General features: G+C 65.8%; 8 protein-coding genes and 4 pseudogenes. 7 read left to right on the top strand and 5 right to left on the bottom strand.

What is annotated here, in order from left to right; all coding sequences use genetic code 11:
- Positions 1–54 precede the first annotated feature (54 nt).
- The 4 genes and pseudogenes from AB0J24_RS11090 to AB0J24_RS11075 all read right to left on the bottom strand — a co-directional run.
- A pseudogene (locus tag AB0J24_RS11090) lies at positions 55–327 on the bottom strand (transposase); the annotation flags it as partial.
- 1,351 nt (positions 328–1,678) lie between these two features.
- Positions 1,679–2,323 carry an RNA polymerase sigma factor gene (locus tag AB0J24_RS11085; protein ID WP_358678908.1) on the bottom strand — a complete coding sequence of 215 codons (645 nt, stop codon included), beginning with the start codon at positions 2,321–2,323 and terminating at the stop codon, positions 1,679–1,681.
- Between the two features lie 270 nt (positions 2,324–2,593).
- Positions 2,594–3,827: pseudogene (locus tag AB0J24_RS11080) on the bottom strand (IS110 family transposase).
- 298 nt (positions 3,828–4,125) lie between these two features.
- Positions 4,126–4,791: a hypothetical protein gene (locus tag AB0J24_RS11075; RefSeq protein ID WP_358678905.1), complete on the bottom strand. Its 666-nt coding sequence runs from the start codon at positions 4,789–4,791 to the stop codon at positions 4,126–4,128.
- Between the two features lie 201 nt (positions 4,792–4,992).
- Here AB0J24_RS11075 and AB0J24_RS11070 point away from each other — a divergent pair, with 201 nt between their 5' ends.
- From AB0J24_RS11070 to AB0J24_RS11050, 5 genes and pseudogenes are all read left to right on the top strand, one after another.
- A complete protein-coding gene (locus tag AB0J24_RS11070) occupies positions 4,993–6,042 on the top strand; it encodes a hypothetical protein (protein ID WP_358678902.1) in 1,050 nt (349 codons plus the stop codon).
- A gap of 166 nt (positions 6,043–6,208) precedes the next feature.
- The gene (locus AB0J24_RS11065; protein WP_358678899.1) at positions 6,209–10,306 is read left to right on the top strand and encodes a trypsin-like peptidase domain-containing protein; all 4,098 of its coding nucleotides are present in this window, start codon (positions 6,209–6,211) and stop codon (positions 10,304–10,306) included.
- A gap of 202 nt (positions 10,307–10,508) precedes the next feature.
- The gene (locus AB0J24_RS11060) at positions 10,509–11,138 is read left to right on the top strand and encodes an HD domain-containing protein (protein WP_358678896.1); all 630 of its coding nucleotides are present in this window, start codon (positions 10,509–10,511) and stop codon (positions 11,136–11,138) included.
- Between the two features lie 88 nt (positions 11,139–11,226).
- Positions 11,227–12,400 (top strand): annotated as a pseudogene (locus AB0J24_RS11055) (IS3 family transposase).
- Positions 12,401–12,615: 215 nt separating this feature from the next.
- A complete protein-coding gene (locus AB0J24_RS11050; RefSeq protein WP_358678893.1) occupies positions 12,616–14,193 on the top strand; it encodes an SGNH/GDSL hydrolase family protein in 1,578 nt (525 codons plus the stop codon).
- Between the two features lie 57 nt (positions 14,194–14,250).
- On the opposite strand, the pseudogene AB0J24_RS11045 reads toward AB0J24_RS11050, so the two are convergent.
- Positions 14,251–15,028 (bottom strand): annotated as a pseudogene (locus AB0J24_RS11045) (IS5 family transposase).
- A 423-nt stretch (positions 15,029–15,451) separates the two neighbouring features.
- Between AB0J24_RS11045 and AB0J24_RS11040 the strand changes: the two are divergent.
- A complete protein-coding gene (locus AB0J24_RS11040; RefSeq protein ID WP_358678890.1) occupies positions 15,452–16,009 on the top strand; it encodes a restriction endonuclease in 558 nt (185 codons plus the stop codon).
- 623 nt (positions 16,010–16,632) lie between these two features.
- Positions 16,633–17,031: a DUF1772 domain-containing protein gene (locus AB0J24_RS11035; protein WP_358679398.1), complete on the top strand. Its 399-nt coding sequence runs from the start codon at positions 16,633–16,635 to the stop codon at positions 17,029–17,031.
- Positions 17,032–17,064: the final 33 nt, after the last annotated feature.

Below are 17,064 nucleotides of genomic sequence, written 5' to 3'. Positions count from 1 at the left end.
GTCGCGGATGACAGTGGGCACCCGGCGTACGTGGTCCAAGTGGTCAGTCGCGTACTTGGACAGCAGCAGCTCGTGCAGGGCCGACCACACGCCGGCTTCGGTCCAGTCCCGCATCCGCCGCCAGCAGGTCACCCCCGAGACGCCGAACGCAGTGGTCGGGAGCTGGCTCCAGCTGATCCCGTTGCGGAGCACGTACATGACCCCGCGCAGCGCCGCCCGGTCGTCGACCGGCCTGCGCCCGGGGAACCGGTACCGGCGCGGTGGACGGGCCGGCAGCAGCGGTTCCACGCGCTCCCACAACGAGTCAGGAACAAGATCGGCAGCCATGCGGGACGGATCTGCCGCAGCTCAGCGAGTGTCTACAACAGACACACCGAGCTCATTCTGAAACCATCTCTTACTCGGCAAGACGTATTCCCTCTAAACCCTGCCACGCTGGACCGATCTGAAAGGTGAACGTGGTTCGGACAGCATCTTTCTTTGGGAAGGTTAATCTGACAGTGAATACGTCGCCAGCCTCAAGTCGTTCGCGCGATTTACCCGGGATTTGGCAACTGCGTTCACGCACACGTTCAGGAGGGATCGAATTGTGCTGAGGCAGTAGCCTGGCTTCGTCGAATGTGTTGCAAGCCGCTGGCCTGTCCCTGCTAGGGTCGTAGGTCGCGCGCACCGTTGCGTGAACTTCCTGATCGGTTATTGCAATTGTTTCTAGAATTGCACCCGGGGGCGATTGAAGCGGCCGGTCGATCCTGTAGACGCCGTTCGGCGGCGCGACACTTGCGATCGCTGGCTGTGTTAGTTCTTGCCAGGCCCACTTTCCTCCAAAGAGGAGCACTGTCAAAGCAACAAATGCGAGAGTAGGAATCGCCGAAAATGATCCGCTAGTACGCGACGACTCTTGATTCGCTCGCATGCGAGCACGATCCCGCTCCGGGTCGTGAGGAATTCGGTAGTAGTGCGTCTCCGAGATTGGCTTGCTTGGGTCGGGAGGGCCAACACCTTTCGGGATCCAAGGCACGATTTCTCCTTGCTGTCGCGTCAACAGAATTATACGGGGTACTGCTGTTCGAATCTGTGGTGGGCGCAACCGACACCGTTGTGGTCCACCGCTGCTAGGCGTCGCACCCGGGAGGGCGTGTCAACTCTCAGCTCCTCCGTAGTTCCCGGAAAACCGCGACGACGGCGTGGATGGCAAGGCAGCGGCCGGGCCTCCCCGCGCCAGAGTCGAGCCACCACGAGCTTTGTCGAGGGCCTGTCGGGCTTCGTTAGCGACTGTCAGGCGGGCGACGAGCAGATACTCAATTCCGATGAGACATGCGGCAGCTTCCCCGGTCGCTGAGTATTCTTGTTGGCCAAGCCGTGTTCGCGCCACTGGGTCGCGCATGGCGAGCCGAGAGACCTGCTGGGCGGAGCGCGGCGCTGGACCACGGCCGCGAACGCTGCCTCGGAAACACAGCTGGCCGGGCGCGACCACGTCTGCAGGACGGTCACGGCGATTACGGATCCGATACCGCGGACTTCGAGTCCTTGTAGGTCGGGATTGCAGGAACCGCCGGTACGACTCCGGTCAAGGAGCGCGGACCGATCGGCCTGGCAGACGGACCTGGTTCGAGTGCGCTCTCGGTGTCGCCGGTCTTGTCGGTGTCGCCGTTATCCCCCTCTGAGGCCGCGAGTGAGGTCAGGCGATCTCCGAGGAGAGGGCGGCCCGGAGCTTGGTGACGGCTTCGTGGGTGACGCGTTTGACCTTGTCGACGGTGTAGCCGGTGATTTCCGCCGTGCGCGCCATGGTGTAGTCGTCGATCAGGCGGAGGATCACGACCTCGCGGTGGGGTGAGGAGAGATGGGTCAGGGCGTCGCGCACGGCCATGGCATTAGAGACTCGGGTGCCGGTTTCGTGTTGTTCACTCGGCAGGTTGGCGAGTAGGTCCTCACTGTTGTCGACCGGTAGGGCGCGCCAGCGTCGGCGAAGTTCCTCGTAGACCTCGTTGCGTACGGCGGTGATGAGGTAGTAGCGGAGGTTGGTGATTTCTCGGGGACGGTTCTGCTGGCTGTACCACACGTTCAGGAACGCGGTCTGGACCACATCCTCGGCGGTGTCACCCGCACCGGCGGCGCGGGCCCGGGCGAGAAAGTGGCTGCGGTGTTGCTCGAACAGGTCGTAGAATTCTCGGTCGAACTCTGGCCCCGGCCGGGCGACCCGGCGTAGTCCACGATGGCGACCGGAGCCGAGGCCGAGGATGGGGGCGTGTCCGTGGCGGGCCAGCCACGCAAGAGCGTCGATGAGCAGCGCGTCCGCGTCGGCTTTGGTGTCCTCATGTTCCATCAGGATGATCCTTGTTGTCATGCTCGTAGAGAGCCGCGGCGACCCGTCGGCGTACGGGATTGTGGTGCACGTCATTGTCGCTGTGCTTCTCGCGGGCCCGGGAGTCCTCGATGGAGGTCGCCCAGGTTGCACGATGTCCAGCGGCACAAGTGGTGGGTGACGAGCCGTCGACGCCGACGTTGAGCTGGTGGTCTTGTCGTTGCCACAGGTCGTGCACGTGCCCGTGTAAGAGCGGCACGCCGAGGTCCGGGGGGTGTCTCTATGGGTTCGTCAAGCGGCTGCGAGCTCGGGATCGGGTGTGCGAACGATGGGCGGGGCGTAGGGGCGTCGGTCGCGGAGCATGGCGTAGATGACGACGGTGCGGCGGCGGGCCAGGCAGATCAGGGCGGCGTTGTGGCGTTTGCCCTGTGTACGTTTGCGGTCGTAGTAGGCGCGGCTGGCCGGGTCGGCCAGGGCGGCGAAAGCGGAGAGGAACAACGCCGATTTCAGGGCGTGGTTGCCGCGCTGGGAACGGGTCTCGCCCTCGATCGACGAGCCCGATCGTCTAGTGACGGGAGCGAGGCTGGCGTAGGCGGCCAGGTGTCCGGCGGTAGGGAACGCGGAGCCGTCTCCGACGATGGTGAGGATCTTGATGGCGGTCCTGACCCCGAGTCCGGGCATCGAGGTCAGGACCGGTCCAAGAGGGTGGGCCTCCAGGCGGGCTTCGAGCTCGGTGGCGAGGTCGTCGCGTTCGCGGTGGACCTCGCGCAGTTGGGTGGCGACTCCGGCAACCACGCGGGCGAACGCGGTGGTGCCGGGGACGACCAGGCTCTGGGCGTCGAGCGCAGCCAGGATCTGGGTAGGCAACGTGCGGACCAGTCGCGGGGAACGTGCCCGCATCGCCTGCGCGATGCCGTCGGGTCCGAGATCTCGGAGAGCTTGCGGGGTCGGTGCGACGGTCAGCAGGTCGAGCACGCCGCCGCGGTCCAGACGTGGCCCGAGCAGACGTTCCAGTGCCGGGTGGACGTACAGCATCGCGTCACGCAGTCGGTTGGTCAGCCGGGTGGACTGTCCAGCGAGGTCGTCGTCGTAGCCGGCAAGGACCGAGAGTTCAGCGAGAGTCTCGTCGTCGGTGCCGACCCGGCGCAGGGTGTGGGGCATCGTCCGGGCCGCTTCGGCGATGACGTGGGCGTCGCGGGCGTCGGTCTTGGCCTGACCGGGGTGCAGGTCGGCGATGCGGCGCATCGCCAGTCCCGGCAGGTAGGCCACGGCAACGCCGAGTTCTCGGGCCACGGCGACGGCGAGCGCTCCGATCGAGGCCGGTTGATCGACCACGACCAGCACCGGGCCGCGTTCGGCCAGCCCGGTGAGCACCGTCCGAAGTGCGACCTCGTCGCCTGCGCAGCGCTTTGTCGTGCAAGCGCTTCCCGGCCTGGTCGAGAGCGCAGGCGTGGTGTTCGGACTTGCCGACATCGAGCCCGCAGAACACCGCGAACCCGTTCGGGCTGGGATCAGGACCGAGCAACGACCGCTCCCTTCTCGTCGCGGCAGGCCGACCATGAGCACCCGCGCCGGCAGCCACGCCTGCGAGCAGACCGAGGTGCGGTCAGGTCTCTATCAGCGGTCGTTGGCGCCCTCCGGCCGCGGCGACAACACCCCCCAGATCATCGAACGACAGGGGCAACGAGTCATACCGCGACCGGCGGCCTGCAAGCCCTCACCGGGCTTGATCAAGAACGTAACAGGACGAGTGGTTGGGGATGAGGCAAGTCGGGTGGTCGAGTTCTATGCGCTGGTAGCGCGGATCGTGACCGAAGGTCGGCCTACTGGCGGAATCCAGGCACCTGGACGTACCCCCCGTACACGGTGTTCGGGTCGTCCTGCGGGGCGTAGATCGCGAAGTCCTCGGGGTCGAATGACTCGTCGAAGGCGCCCTCGGTGAAGTACGTGAACACTGCATCCGACCCGGGCGGGATCGGCGCCCGTGCCGGACCGTTGAGCCGGTCGATCGTGTGGGTGCAGGAGCCGACCGGCAGGCCGCTGGTCAGCGGCTTGGATGTCGAGATCGATCGTGTGCTGTCGGCGGTGCGGAGGTCGAAGTCGCCGTTGCCTGCCACCCGGCAACGCTTAGCTTTGATCCAGCCGTTGGTGACGTAGAGGTCGGCTCGTGCAGAGGGGACGGCCACGTAGGTCGCTGCTCTCGGTGCCGGGGCGCTGCGGTCCTGCTGGAGGTTGCGGGCCCGGATGGTGACCGAGACGTAGTTGCGGCCCGGGCGGGCGATGGCGGATCCCTTCGCGGGTACCCTGCTCACCTCGACGAGCTGGAGCTCGTAGGCGAACCCCTTCTGCGTGGTCGTGACGGTCGGAGCGCTCGGCGGGTCCGGTACGGATGCCGGGCCCGCTCCCGGTCCGCTCTGGCCGGTCGTGCACGAGGTCGAGAACAGGGCCGCGCATGTGAGGGCGGTGAGTGCGACGAGCGTCCTGCCCAACCGTGTCCGCGTACCGAGGCGCTGCGACGGGTCGGAAGGGGACGGCGCGAGGGCCGTGCGGGTCTGCTCGGCGGGTCCGGGCCGTGGTGACGTGGTCATGCGGACCAGGAGCGGCAGGACCGCCTGAACGTTCGTCGGATTCCATGGAAAGTGATGCGAGTCACACTTTCGAACCTTGCTGTCTGGTTTCGGTCTTCTTCGTTGTCCGCGCTCGTGCCGGGCGAGGGTGCCGGGTCCCCGAAGGCCCGGGTTCGTGAACTGGAGGAGACCATGCAGCTACTTAGGGCGGGAACTCTGGCTGGTGTGCTGGCGGCGCTCGTGCTGCCGCTGGCGGTCGCCGTTGCGCCGGAGGCGTTGGCGACTGACGGTCGGGACCGAACGCCGACCGGTGAGCTGGCGGCGGTATACCAGCACGCGTTCACCCGGGCGCCGAGCGGCGCAGAGCGCGAACGTGACCTGCAGCTCGCCGGCATGGACTGTCACTGGGGAGTTCTCGACTTCTCCTTCCGGGCGATGACTAGCCCGGAGGCTCGTGGTCGGTGGGACAACGACCCGCAGGACCTGGCCGGAATGCTCTACGCTGGGCTCCTCGACCGCGCCCCAGACGCCGAGGGCCTTCAGACCTCGACCCGCTCGATCCAGCAGCGCGGCCTGGAATGGGCGACGACCGAGATGTTGGCCTCGCCGGAGTACCACCGCAGGATCGACCGGATTTGCCAGGGCTTGCCCTCGACCGGTGCCGCGATGATGACCTGGTCGGACGCGGTGGAGACTGCGCAGTCCGTGGTCGAGTCCCGGCGACAGGTCGCCGGGGTGACGTGCTGGCTCGACAGCACCGTCTGGGCGGGGCTCGATGCGTTCGACGCCCTGCTCAGGACCGACACTGGGAAGGAGAAGGACCCCCGGACCCTGAAGGCCAAGAAGGACCTGCGGGTTGAGACCCTGAAGCTGTTCGACGACCTGGTGAAGGGCGTCGACCGCGTCATGGGCGGCTCCGGCGGGGAGGACGAGTGCGCGGCTGAGGCCAACTTCATGCGGGCGGGCGAGCGCATCGTGGAGATCGCCGTGCCGGAGCGGGTGGGTACGGACGGCGGGCACAACGCCGTGTTCGTTCAGGAGGAGCAGGTAAAGATCGACAACCTTGCTCCCGGCCACAGAACGAAGGCGACCTGGCGGGTTGGGGCCAACCCGACGTCCTGGGAGCCCTTCGAGGGGACGGTGCGCGAGTACCCGAAGGTCATCCTGCGATAGCGAGCACCCGGCCGCACCGCAACAGCTGTCCGCCTCCCACCAGTGGAATCCGGTGGGAGGCGGACAGCTGTGTGCCGGGTGGGCTAACGAAACCGGCACCGTAGACGACGGTCGGAATGTCCGTTGTCGTCGGCCGTACGGCCGTGCCTGTTCTGGGGGCTGGTGGGTGACCGAGACCGGTCTGGGGTGGCGGGTTCAGTTCTCCGCGGTCGCACGCGTTGTCAGGCCGTCCGGCGAGGTCGTGGGGAGCGGGGTTCTCGTCGGCCCGAACCTCGTGGCTACCTGCGCGCACGTGGTCACCGCCGCATGCGGCGCGGGGGTGGATGCCGCCTACCGCGACACTCCGCCGGACGGACAGGTAGCGATCGAGTTCCCGTTGGTCGACCCTGCCGACTGTCGAGGGATCCGATCCGCGACCGTCCTGCGCTGGGTGCCCATCACCGAGTCCGGCACCGGTGACGTCGCGATCCTGCGACTCGGACAGGACGCGCCTGCTGGCGTCCGTCTGCCCCCGTTTCTGCGCCCGGACAAATTGTGGGATCACCGGTTCCGTGTGTTCGGGTTCCCGGCCGGCACCGGCGACGGGGTTTGGACGGTCGGCCGGTTCCGCGCCGAGCAGGGCACGGGATGGGTGCAACTGCAGACTGATCTCGGACAGCCCGCGATCACCGAAGGGTTCTCCGGTGCCGCGGTGTGGGACGAGGACAGCCACGCCGTGGTGGGGATCGTCGTCGCGTCGTCGCTCGACGCCGCCTCGGGTACCGCCTACCTGATCCCGGTTGCCGACGTCCTGGGCCTTGACCCCGGACTGCTGCCTAACCCCTACCGCGGGTTGGAACCTTTCCATGAGGAGCACGCCGAGTACTTTTTCGGCCGCGCCGACGACATCGCACGCTTGGAGGCAACCCTGGACCGCGCTGGTGCCGCGGTCCTCGTCGGCCCGTCCGGCTCGGGGAAATCGTCTCTTGTACGGGCTGGTCTGATCCCGCGCCACCGGGCACGGGGACGCCACATCGTTGACTGCACCCACACCGACAGCGACCTCTTGCCCGAGCTCGACGCGATGTCAGCGGAGGGTCGACCGGTGACGGTCGTTCTGGACCAGTTCGAAGAGCTCGTCGCCCTCGACCCGCCGGCGGCCCGCCGCCGGCTCCAGCGCCTGTTGGAGCGTGTTGGCACCGACCTTGCGCTGATCGTCACCCTGCGGTCGGGATCGCTGGACCAGTTGCTCACTCCTGAACTCGCGGACGTGATCGGCGCGGCGACGGTGCTCGTCCCCCCGATGGGACGTGAACAGCTCCGCCAGGCCGTCACCGGGCCTGCGGAGCGTGCTCCGGGGCTGCTCTTCGAGGACGGCCTGGTCGATCGCATCCTCGACGACACCGGTGACGAGCCCGGCAGGCTCCCCTTGCTCGGTCAGCTCCTGGACCGCCTCTGGGAGAACAGGGAGGGTGCCCGGCTCACCCTCGAGGGGTATCGGGCGGCCGGCGGGGTCGCGGGTTCGATCAGCCAGCACGCCGAGCAGGTCGTGGCGGACCTCGGGGAAGGCAGCATCGACCCATTACGCCGACTCCTCACCCGCATGGTCACCGCCGACAGGGAAGGCGGCTTCCAACGCCGCTCCGTGGCCCCCGCGGACCTCGACGACACCGAACTGCATCTCCTGGACCGCCTGCTGGCGGCGCGCCTGGTCGTCGCGGGGACCTCAGAAGACGGACGCGCGACAGTCGAGCTCGCCCACCAGGCCCTGATCGAGCACTGGCCACGGCTGGCCGCCTGGCTTGCCGAAGACCAGGACTTCCTCGTCTGGCGTACCCGTACGCACGAAGCGTGGGAGAACTGGCAGGACCAGGATCTCGACGAGACCGCTCTCCTCCAGGGGGGCGCGCTCGCCGCTGGCCTGGACTGGGTGAGACGCCGACCCGGCCAGATTCCCGATCGCCTGCACGATTACGTCCGCCGCGGTGAAGCGCGCCAACGACGCTCCGTCCGGCGATGGCGCGCCATCGCCTCCGTCTTGGCCGTGCTCGTAGTGCTGGCCGCCTCGCTGGCCGTGGTCGCCGGAGAGCGCGGTTCCCGCCTGGACAATCAGCTCCGCAGCGCGAACGCGGAGCTCCTCGGACGGCTGGCCATCGCCCGCGCGGCGACCGATCCGGACGCCGCGACCCAGTTCGCACTGCAGGCCTACCGGTCCGATCCGGACAACCCGGCGGCCCGCGATGCACTGTCCGCTCGCTACAACGCTATGGCAACCACCGTCCGCCAACACACGGTCTCCGACGTACCAATCCAGGCATTCAGCGGTGACCGCGAGGTTCTGCTTCTGCGCACCGATGACGGCCTGCATGTAGTCCATGACGTCGCGGGGCCGTCGCCCCGGGTTGTGACGCTGCCTGGGACACCCCGTCGGGTCAGTGCACTGTTGTCCCCGGACCGTCGATGGATCGCTGCCATCGACCCAGGAGGCTCGGTCTACCTCTGGGAGGTCACCGACCTGCGCGAGCCAACGATCCTGCACGCCGGTTCGGACGTCTGGCCCGTAGAGTTCACCGGAGCGCTGGCCTTCTCCGACGATGGTGCGCAGTTGTCGTTCGCCCCGCCGGGAACCGGTGAACCCCGAGAACTGGTGACCTGGCAGCTGCCGGACCTGACGCCCGTCCCGAACGCCGTCACGATCGACGCGGCCGACCCCAGCGTCACGGGGCTGCTACACATCAAGGACTCCGGCGTGTTCCTTATCAAGGAAGCCGACGACGAGCCGTCCGTCGGCGCCGCAGGAGAAATGACCGTTCGGTCGGCCACTACAGGTGCGGTCCTCCGGTCGATGCCCGGCGACTCGGTCGTCGTCGGCGAGTTCGAGGTCGGCTGCGCCGAAAGCATGATCGACGGCGAGAGACGAACCGAAGCGATCCTGCGGCAGCTCGCAACGCGGGACGAGGTCCGCCGACTTGCGGTAGAATTCGGTGACCGTGCGATGTGCCTAGACGGACGCTGGTCGACGCCGCCTATACCGTTGTTGGGTGACAGCCTAATGTTCCGTCAGGCTGAGGTCGGTCGCCCCGGAGCTCCGGAAGAAGTGACGCCGGTGCGGATCGTATCGCTGTCCGATGACGACACCTCTTTCGCCCAGCTGACGCTCCACGCCACCGATATTGACTGGCAGTCGAGCTGGGCATTGTCCCCGATCGTCGAGCGTGACGATTCCGGCGCGATCACGCTCCTCACGGCGCAAGGTCGCGCGATCAGCATCGTGCGGACCGACCGACAGCCGACGATACCTGCAGAACTGGATCCCCAGGTCCGGCCTACATTAGCGCGGACGATCGTCGGCGGACACCTGGCGATCCCGCATACCGGAAGCACACTGTTCATCGACCCTGCAACCGGGAGCCTGGTGGCGGAGGGCGCGGGCGTCACGCTCTATGAGAGTGGCGCGTTCCGGTTCGGGCGCGACGCATCGGGGGACTGGCGGTTTGAGAAGCTCGCCCTGCCGACACTTCATCCGGAGTACGTCGTCACCGTTCCCGGGAGCAGGGACCCGATGGAGAACACAGGTCTAGCAGCGTCGATCGACGGTGAGTTCACCGCCATCGCGGGGGGCGTCGTCTCGACTTGGACGATGCAGGGTGGCGACCTCGTGCGCCCGCCAGCCACGTTGCCCCCCCGGGAAGGGGATCCCACCTGGTATAAGAGAGTCGCATCGATCGAGGCCCGTCCTGGGCACTCCGGTCAGGTCGCGATCCGGACCCCCGATGGTGCCGTCGAACTCTGGGATGTCCGCGAGGACCCCCGGCAGCTGTTCAGGATCGACGCGAACTTGAATTCGGACGGCTCCCATCACCTGTTCGACGCGTCCGGAGAGCGGCTTGTCACCTCGTCCGTGGGTGGTGAGCTGAGAGTTTGGAGTGCCGAGACTGGGGAACAGCTCGGAGCCCCGATTCCGACTCCTGGCATCGGGCAGTTGCTCACCATTTCCGCGGATGGGCGGCTGATAGTAGAGGGGTTATCCTCTAACTCCATCGAGTTCTGGGATCTCGAGCTCGGTGCCCGAAGCGGACGGCTCGACCCAGGACACCAGCTAGCAAGCAACCAGGACGTGACCGGCGAGCAACTGCAGTTCCTCACCCGACACGGGTCGTACTCGCTGGCGGCCACCGGCCAGGCCTGGTTCGACCACGTGTGCTCCATCGCGGGCCGAGAACCGACGGCGGACGAGACCCGGGCGTTCCCACCAGGCACGGACCAGTCGTCCCCGTGCACATAACTGGCTCTTCCGGAAATGGAGTGTAGGTGAGGGCGTGGTCGACCACGGTGGTGGGGTTGTGTCGCTGCGCTGAGCTTGATCTTTAACCGCGACGCGCCGCTGTCGTCGAGTTGATGCAGGTCGCGCGGCGTGTCGGCCGATGTTGGGTGCTGCCACCGCTTGTTCCGGCTCGCGCTCTGCGACCGCGATGAGCCGAGCAGCGGTGCTGTTCGCGGACGCGAACAAGCGCGCGAAGTACGGCCTGGGCAGATTCGCTGGGGAGGATGCTGCCGCCATGCCGGATTCTGATCGGGACCTCGCCGCGTTCTACCTGGCGCGTGCGTTGCCGCAGCGTTGGCGACACGTGCAGGGGGTAGCGCGTCGTGCCGAGAGGGTGGCCGAGTACCTCTGTCCTGCGGAGGGTGAACTGCTGGTCGCCGCGGCGTGGCTGCACGATATCGGCTACGCCCCACCGTTGGTGGAGACCGGGTTCCATCCCCTTGACGGAGCGCGAGCGCTGCGGCGGCAACTGGGAACCGGCGAACGCCTCTGGGGCCTGGTCGCCCACCACTCCGGTGCCATCCACGAAGCCCGTGTCCTCGGCCTCGACGACCAGCTCGACGAGTTCGCTGACGACTACAGCCTGGTCCGCAACCTGCTCTGGTACCTGGACATGACTACCAGCACCGACGGAAAGGTGGTTTCGTTCACTGACCGGATGGCCGACGTTCGAGCCCGCTACTCGGCTGGTCACTACCTTAACCGGGCCCTGGGACCGAGCATGTATGAGCGGCAGGCCGCCGTCAGTCGTGCCGAGCAATGGATGCGCCACAGCAGAATCGAACTGAAGTGACACCCGTCAGCCGGACACCTGGGTCTGCTGCAGTATTAGGTGACATCTGATCTGGCTTGCCGACCCGGTTGGCTGAGAGGACGTAGCCGTGCCCAAGACCTATCCTGAGGAGTTCCGCGCCGACGTGGTCCGCGTCGCCCGTAACCGTGAGGACGGGCTGACCATCGAGCAGGTCGCCCTCGATTTCGGGGTGCATCCGATGACGCTGCAGAAGTGGCTACGCCGCGCGGCGGTCGACGACGGAGCCCGCTCCGGCCAGACGTTGACGGAATCGGCCGAGTTGTGTGAGGAACGCAGGCGGGATCCAGTTATTGGAGCAGGAGAACGAGATCCTGCGCCGCGCGGCGGCGTATCTGTCCCAGGCCCAGCTACCGGGAAAGGGCTCTACTCGCTCGTGAGAGAGCTCGCCGCCGACGGGATCGCGGCGGCGCTCACGTGTCGGGTGTTCAGACTCGCCCGCCAGCCCTACTACCGGTGGCTCGCCGCTCCGGTCACCACCAGCGACCTGCACCGCGCGTATCAGGCGAACGCCCTGTGTGACGCTCACCGTGACGATCCGGAGTTCGGCTACCGCTACCTCGCCGCCGAAGCGGCCTCGGCCGGTGAAACCATGGCCGAGCGCACCGCGTGGCAGCTGTGCAGCGAACACGGCTGGTGGAGCGCGTTCGGCAAGAGGCGCCGCGGCGGCGGTAAGGCCGGGCGGGTCGGACCGCCGGTGCACGACGACCTCGTTCACCGTGACTTCACCGCCGATGGACTGGATCAGCTCTGGCTCGCCGACATCACCGAACATCCCACGGCGGAGGGCAAGCTGTATCTGTGTGCGGTCAAGGACGCCTGTTCCGGACGGATCGTGGGCTCCTCCATCGACACCCGCATGGCCTCAGAGCTGGCCGTATCCGCGCTCGACAACGCTGTCGCCCGCCGCGGCGTCGTCGCGGGTAGCACGTTTCACACCGATCGGGGATCGCAATTTTCGTTCCCGGAAACTGCAACACGCTCTGCGTTGGCGCGGGCTGAACGGGTCGATGGGCCGCGTCGGCGCAGCCGGGAACAACGCCGCGATAGAAAGCTTCTTCGCGTTGTTGCAGAACAACGTCCTGGACCGCCGTCGCTGGAGGACTCGTCAGGAACTGCGGACAGCGATCGTTGTCTGGATCGAGCGGACCTACCACCGACGCCGGCGCCAGGCCCGTCTCGGGCGTTTGACCCCGATCGAGTACGAGACCATCATCAGCCCCGCCACGCCCCTCGTGGCATGACAGCCCGACTGTCACCTATCGCTGCAGCAGACCCGAGTCCCGCGGCTGATGTAGCGCTTGACAGCCATAGAAGCACCTCACTGCCAGAGAGTCTGACGCACGACACGGCGACCCTCGTATTATCCACTTGACCTCAACAGGGCGTAACGTCCAGGTCCGCGAGAGCGACCATCAGGCTGTCCGAGGTCTAACGAAACTGGAACGAGGCTTGACTGATGCGCGCATGGCCTATCGTTGCAGTGACGGCAACGCTTCTCGCGCTGGTCGTGCTAGCAACTATCGTAGTTGATGTCGAGTCCGTTAACCAGCAGGAAGCTGTGACGGAAAGCAATCCTGGCACTGGGGCAAACGACCGCTCGTACGTTGCAATAGGTGATTCGTTCAGCTCAGGGGAAGGTGAGCCGTACCTGGATCCCCAAGTCCTGCAAGACGAATACAAGGTGAACTCGCTCAATGAGCTTGATTCCTGTATCCTTTTTCCACGTCTCCGAACGCCGCTCTGCGGTCCAAGTCCGGATTTTGTGGAGAATAAGATCGGATGGCTTGGCGACACCGGAACAGACGTAGATAAGCTCCCGCTAGAAGAGCGGCTAATTGCTGGCGTGGCCGCAACGAAGAGTTTTGGTGGAAACAATTGTCATCGATCCGCCCACGCCTATCCGGTTCGCCTCCACAACCTCCTTGCAGACACTCCGCAGCGTTGGCAGCTGAAATTCGTGGCATGCTCGGGGGCGACAACAGAGCATTTTCGAGAGCCTTTTCGTGGCGAGTCCCCACAGCGAGATGCTTTCGCCTCTGGCCCGGCAGACATAGTCTCAATCGGATTCGGTGGAAATGACGTCGGCTTCGGCAACTTGGTAATCTGTGGCGTGACCGAAGCGATAATTGACCGGATAACAACGATAACTTCGCCGATAACAAGCGACTACCATACTCGAATTGACGCCTGCAAGCAGGGGATGCAGCCTGGACTACCTGAGCGCCTCGATCGGTTGAGGGCCAACCTCAGTGCGCTCGTGGCGGACGTTCGCAGAAATCACTTGAAACAAGATGGCAGGATCATCATGGTGGGGTATCCACGGGTCTTTCCTGATGAACCGCCAGACTCATGCAGCTTAGGCGCAGCCTCGTCCATTGGTCGGGACTCAATGATTTGGCTAAACGATGTAGCGGATAGAATTAATGCCGAGATTCGAACTGTGGCAATTGAGCATCAAGTGTCATACCTCGATACCACCAGCCTTGCGAATGTTGAGTCCGAAGTGGGCCACGCTCACGATTTCTGCGAAGACAACGGTGCGGTTCGTTGGTTCAACAGGCTGATTCCGTCCGACATTCGACGCAGCATGCACCCGAAGTTTGAGTACCATGTTCGAGTTGCCAAGGGGATAGAAGAGTGCCTCTCCGATGTGAGCAGCTGCAATCCAGAGTTGACGATCCACAACTGGGCGGATGAAGTCAACAAGAACTGTTACATTGAAAATGAACGATGGACTGCGGCGAGCTCTAACGAGACAAAAATTCGTGCCATGTCTCGAGCGGCCGAGTGGCTGCGAAAAGTTCCACCTGCTCCCGCCACCCCAGGTGCGCGCCTGGTGCTGAACAATCGGATAGCCATCTACGAGTCGAGTGCGCGGGCGCTCAAAGCATTCGCTGATCCATCTGTTTCGCCTGCGCGCCTGTATGCACTGGAAAGGGAGCGCGACTCACATCTCACCGATGGCGCCCAGCTAGCCAATCAAAACATCGACGCTTATGAAGTACTGTTCGCTTTAACGCCTGCGTGTCGCTAGCCCGGATGGGGTCTGCTTTTGGGAATGGGTGAGATCTGATCTGGCTTAGAGATGGTTTCAGAATGACTTCCTGAGTTCGCGGTGACAGATCAGGGCGCAGGCGAGTTGGAGGAAGCCGAGGTGGATGTCGGCGCGGCGTTCGTAGCGGGTCCGCAGGCGCTTGAACGCGTGTAGCCAGGCGGAACCGCGCTCGATGGCCCAGCGGACTTTCCCGAGGCCGGGGCCGTGCGCGACACCGCGGCGAGCGATTAGCGGGCGGATCCCGCGCTCGCGCAGGCGTCGTCGGTGTGGGTTGGAGTCGTAGCCACGGTCGCCTGGACCTCACGTGGGTGCCGGCGTGGCGGCCGAGCTGTCCTCACATCGGCTGGGTGATGTCGTGGCGGTTGGCGCCGGTCAGCGTGACGGCCAGCGGGAGACCGTGGGCGTCGACGATCAGGTGGTGCTTGGAACTGGGGTGGCCACGGTTGACGGGTGACGGCCCGACATGCCCCCCTGTGAGCGCGTGGATGTGCGAGGAGTCCACCGCGCACCGGTCCGGGTCGAGTTCACCGGCGGCGCGCAGCTCGGCCAGCAGCAGCTCGTGCAGCGCCGGTCACACCCCGGCCTCGGTCCAGTCCCGCATCCGCCGCCAGCAGATCACCCCCGAGACGCCGAACGCGGTGGTCGGGAGCTGGCTCCAGCTGATCCCGTTGCGGAGCACGTACATGACCCCGCGCAGCGCGGTTCGGTCGTCGACCGGCCTGCGCCCGGGGAACCGGTACCGGCGCGGTGGATGGGCCGGCAGCAGCGGTTCCACGCGCTCCCACAACGAGTCAGGAACAAGATCGGCAGCCATGCGGGACGGATCTGCCGCAGCTCAGCGAGTGTCTACAACAGACACACCGAGCTCATTCTGAAACCATCTCTTACAACCCTCTGGGGGAGCAGGCGGTTATTCGGTTCGAGCTGCCGCCGGTCGACGTCGTGCCCCCCGTGGTCTCCTACAGCTATGTCGTGTCGAGTGCGACGACGAAGGAGAAGCCGCGGCCGGCCAGCTGGATCGCGCAGGTCTACCGGTCGGTGGTCAGCCAGATCGCTCTGTTGTACATGCGGGACTTGTTCGAGGCCGACTCGGAGCTGGTCAACGTCGAGCTGAGCGGGCACGTGCGCTCCATTCGCCCAGCGACAGGCCAGCGAGAGTATCCATGCTTGATCAGCTTCGGTGTTGATCGTGAGACGTATTTGGGGGTGAGCCTGCGACGTCACTCCGCAGAAGTGCTTGGAGCACCTGAACGCGCTGGTCTCACATCATCCGCACCTGGTCGAGGCGGTCACACCGGTGCGGGACTTCGACCTGGCTCGGTTCGCTTTCACAGCAAGTGTCGACGTCGTGGCGGAAGTGGACTCGCGGACCGATCTGACGAAGATCACACCGACGGAGTTCGAGCACTTCGTCCGTCAGCTGTTGGAGGCACGCGGGCTGCAAGGCTGGACCACGAACCAGAAGGGTGACGACGGAGTCGACGCCGTCGTCGTCAACCCGGACCCGCTCATCGGCGGGCTGACGATCGTTCAGGCCAAGAAGTACACGCGCGTACTCGGTGTGAACCATATCCGGGAGCTGGTCGGCGCGATGGATGAGAAGCGCGCCGGCCGAGCTGTACTGATCACAACGTCATGGTTCTCCAGCGGGTGTTGGACCAAGGCAGCCGAGAACGGCCGGGTCGAGCTGATCGAGGGGAGCGGCCTGCGTGCCCTGGCCCAGCAGCACCTCGGCATGGACGTCCTCGTCGCCCCACCGACACGGCAGAGCCGCGGCCGCCGCCCGAACCGGTAGCCGGCCATACGGCCGCGTATGAGGACATGACACGTGTCGTGACACGAAACGTCAGCTGCGACTGATGTCAGGGGTGTCGGTCGAGGGCAGCAACGAAGGATCGTTGCCGGTAGAGGCATCGTGAGGCGTCTCGCACGCGCTTTACACCCGAGCGGTCGCCGGCTCGAACCCGCAGAGTCTGGCGCCGTCGTAACGGTTGGGGTGCGATATGCCGCGTGACCTGGGCTTTCCGGTCCGCGCGCCGGTAGTCATTCGGGTCCCTTTCGACTCGTGTCGCGGTGTTTCCTGTCCCAAGAATGCCCCGGTGGGGGCTTCTATCCCGCGCGCTCCGGCCTGCTGGTGATCTTCTCGTGGTGCGGGCTCATCCCCTCGGTCTGGTAGCCGTCTCGGCGCGCCGTGAGGAGATCACCAGCCCGCACTACTTCGGTTTCCGAAGCGGTGTCGGGTCCGGGCGGAGGCCGTGCCTTGGCCTGTGATGACCGACCTGCCACGCTGCCCCCGTGCCGAAGCGACGAAGCCAAACCGACGAGCGGCGCCGACAGCGGGAAACTGCGGTCTTGACGGTAGCGCGGCTGAGTCATACCCAGTGGCTCTTCGTCAATCTGTACGAAGCGGTCGTTCGGATGCCCGACCGGCTTGCCGATGAGCACGACAGCCCGAACCGGCGGCCAGCGTCGCGAGGGCCGTTGGCCCATGGAAGCCCTGCGCGCTATCACATTCCCTCAGCGCTCATGGTGCTCAGCTGCGCGTTGGGATCCGCCGCGTTGGCCACGCGACGTGGAGCGGGGCAGAGAGCGACCGCCGTGGCAGCGGCATCGTCACTATGCGCGACTGCGCTGTCGGGGTACATCATCCGGACCGTCAACCTGCGGTTACTCGATGACGGGTCACCGATCGCAGAAGATGAGCGGTTGCGTCTTGTCAGTCGTTGGCACCGGCTGAATCGTGCTCGGCTGGCGCTCCTCGCTGTCGCAACCGTCGGCTTCGAGTACGCCTCGTGGAGCGAGCGCAGCGCCCGGTAGCGCGGGGCCGGCGTGGCCGGCCCCGCGCCGCCA

The organism is Pseudonocardia sp. NPDC049635 (assembly GCF_040659795.1).
In the GTDB taxonomy this organism is placed as follows: domain Bacteria; phylum Actinomycetota; class Actinomycetes; order Mycobacteriales; family Pseudonocardiaceae; genus Pseudonocardia.
The sequence above is the reverse complement of the archived record's forward strand: the minus strand, read 5'-3'. Positions and strand labels throughout refer to the sequence as shown.